This is a genomic window from Micromonospora sp. KC207, from assembly GCF_004348615.1.
In the GTDB taxonomy this organism is placed as follows: domain Bacteria; phylum Actinomycetota; class Actinomycetes; order Mycobacteriales; family Micromonosporaceae; genus Micromonospora.
In genome coordinates, this window is the sequence record NZ_SMKJ01000501.1 from 1 (window position 1) to 2,705 (window position 2,705).

Sequence of the window (2,705 nt, forward strand, 5' to 3'; positions counted from 1 at the left end):
GGTGGCAGTTGGCGTGGGGGCGTGGAGACCGGTGCCAGGGGCATGGCCGATTCGTGCGGCAGGGGAGGGACGGGCTGCGCCGTGCCCACTGCCGCGCCCCCGAGATAGTGCCGGGCCGCCTGCACCGCCGGGTGGTCCACGCCGAGCACCGCAGGGCCGGAGCTGGCCACCCGGGAGTAGTGGCGGCGGGCCTCGTGTCGATTGCCCAACTCCTCGGCGACCGAGGCGAGGTCGAAGGAGAACGCGAGCATCAGCGGGTCGGAGGGATTCCACCGGCGCTCGCCGGCCGCGATGGCCTCCTCCAGTACGCGCCGTGCGGCGGCCGGGTCGTCGGCCTCCCGGTGTAGGCGGGCCAGCAGGTGGGCGCTGCCCAGGACATCCGGATGGTCCTCGCCATAGCTGGCCCGGAGCGGGTTGAGCGCGTCGGCCAGCAGCCGGCACGCACCCGCGACGTCGCCGGCGGCGCGCAGGGCGAGCGCCTGGTGCTGGAGTGCGGCCAGGGGAGAGGGCTGTGACACGTCAGCCATGCTGCCCGCAGAGGGCACTCCGACGCCACCCGCCGTGCCCGCCAAGATCGATCTGAGGCGTTCCCTGGCTGACAGCCACCCACTTCGACCTGGGCGGACAGCGCGGCTGGAAGGTGATGTGCATGATCCATGCAGTCCGTGTACAGTAATGCCCCGTGCGGCCCACCGGGGCGCCAGCGGGTGGTGAAACTCCTGCTGACCGACACGGTAGGCTGGGCGAGTAAGTCCGGGTGGCGGAATGGCAGACGCGCTAGCTTGAGGTGCTAGTGCCCGTATAGGGCGTGGGGGTTCAAGTCCCCCCTCGGACACGAACCGAATCCCAACGGTGCGCGGCAAGGTCAACACTTGCCCGCACCGTTTGTGTTTCCGGGTCGTACGCCAGGTGCAGCCCGAGGCTGCGGTAGACCTCCAGTTTGCGTTCCGGTTCGGCGTCGCGCAGGGCGCGCACGAGGTCTCCGAGTTCGTCGACGACGGCGGTGATCTGTTCCTCGGTGAAACGCTGCGGGGTGTCGGTTTCCTGTTCGGCCGGGGTGTGCTGGAGTCGTTCGGCGCGTTGACGTGTGGCCTGGGTCTCGGCGATCCAGGTCGTGACCACGGTCGGGTCGGCGCCGGCTTCGAGTGCGGCCCGGTAGCGGGCCAGTTTCGCGTCGCATTCGGCGACGGTGGGTCCCTGCGGTGCGGTCGGGGTCGGGGTCGGTATGCCGGTGTGGGCCTGGTCGAGGAGCGCGGCGATGGTGTGACGCCGCTGGAGGGGTCCGAAGCCCTGGACGAGCCAGGTGTCCAGCGGGGTGATCAGGATGTCTTCCCGCATGATCACGTTGCGGGGGTGGTCGACCCTGTTGGTTAGGGCGTATTCCTGGGGAAACCGGCAGCGGTAGTAGGCGACGCCGTGGGAGTGCTGGCCCTGCATCTTCCTGTGGCAGATGCCGCAGTGGACCAGGCTCTTGAAGACGTAGGGGTGGCGGGAGCGGTGGGCCCGTTTCGGTGCGGTGGCGGTGCGGGCCCGCAGGCTGAGCATCTCCTGGACGCGGTCGAAGTCGTGCTGCTCGATCAGGGGTTCGTGGACCAGTTCGTTGGAGGTCACCCACTGGTCGCGCCTGTTCCAGCGCATGATCGGGGTGTGGCCGAGGGCGACGTCGTTGACGTCGAGCAGGACCTCGTCGGTGCGTTGTTTGTTCCAGACCTGACGGCCGGTGTAGCGGGGGTTGATCAGGATCGTCCGCACCGCGGTCTTGGACCAGGCCCGGCCGTCTCGGTGGCGGTTGCGGGCGCGGTCGTACGCGGAGGGGCAGAGGACGTCGTCGCGGGTGAGTGCCTCGGCGATGGCGAAGATCCCGTAGCCGGCGAGGTACATGGCGAAGATGCGTTGGACGACGGGTGCGGTCTGCGGGTCGGGGGTCAGGCCGCGTAGGCGTTTGCCGTCGGCGGCCTTCGCCGGGTTCGGGTGCGGTCCGAGGTCCTTGAGCGTGTATCCGTAGGGTGGGCGTCCGCCGAGGTAGCGGCCCTCCAGTTGGGTCTGGGACGCCATGGCGGTGCGGACCCGGACCTTGACCCGGTTCCGCTCGCCCTTGCTCATTCCGCCGAAGACGGACATGACCAGGTCGTGTGCCTCGTTGTCGGGGTCGATCGGCCCGCCGACCTCCGGTACCCACAGTTGGACGCCGTAGTGGGTGAACAGGGGCATGGTGAGGCCGAACTGGTTGCCGTAGAAGGCGCGGTGGGGCTCGCGGATGACGACCGCGGTGAAGCCGCGGTGTGGGTTGCGCAGCGCGGCGAGCAGTCGGGTGGCGTCCGGGCGGCGCTGCCACGGCAACGCTCGGCTGTGGCCCCCGTCGAAGAACTCCTCGACGATTGCTCCACCTCGGGGTGTGATCAGGGTCCGGGCGAGCGAGAGTTGCCAGTGGCGCGACGACTCCGGGTCCTGGTTGTCCTCGGTGGAGACGCGGCCTAGAAGGCGAAGGAGAGCCGCGGCGCTTCGAAGCTTCTGCGCGCGAGGTCCTGTCTCAGAGGACGTCTGATTCACGTATTTTGTCAGCTATGTGGGTTTAGTCGTATCGCCAGGTTGGGGTGGTTTCGGTGGTGAGCCGTTTGGCGAGGTTGTCGATCATGGCGATGGTGATCATGCTGGCGGAGTTGTCGGGTCGGGCTTCGTAGTCGCGCACGAGTCGGCGGTGGTGC

2 protein-coding genes, 1 tRNA gene and 1 pseudogene are annotated in these 2,705 nt (G+C 68.8%); 1 reads left to right on the plus strand and 3 read right to left on the minus strand.

The features are described from left to right. Positions 1 to 518: tetratricopeptide repeat protein (locus tag E1258_RS31780; protein ID WP_207919906.1), on the minus strand; the 518-nt coding region annotated here is incomplete at its 3' end. Between the two features lie 233 nt (positions 519 to 751). On the opposite strand from E1258_RS31780, the gene E1258_RS31785 reads away from it, so the two are divergent. Then, positions 752 to 835, plus strand: a tRNA-Leu gene (locus E1258_RS31785). Here E1258_RS31785 and E1258_RS31790 read toward each other — a convergent pair. Further along, positions 817 to 2,550 (minus strand): recombinase family protein, encoded by a 1,734-nt coding sequence (locus tag E1258_RS31790; RefSeq protein WP_132407568.1) that lies wholly within the window; start codon positions 2,548 to 2,550, stop codon positions 817 to 819. The two genes, E1258_RS31785 and E1258_RS31790, sit on opposite strands and share 19 nt — an antisense overlap. Positions 2,551 to 2,572: 22 nt before the next feature. Then, positions 2,573 to 2,705: pseudogene (locus E1258_RS31795) on the minus strand (IS5/IS1182 family transposase); the annotation flags it as partial.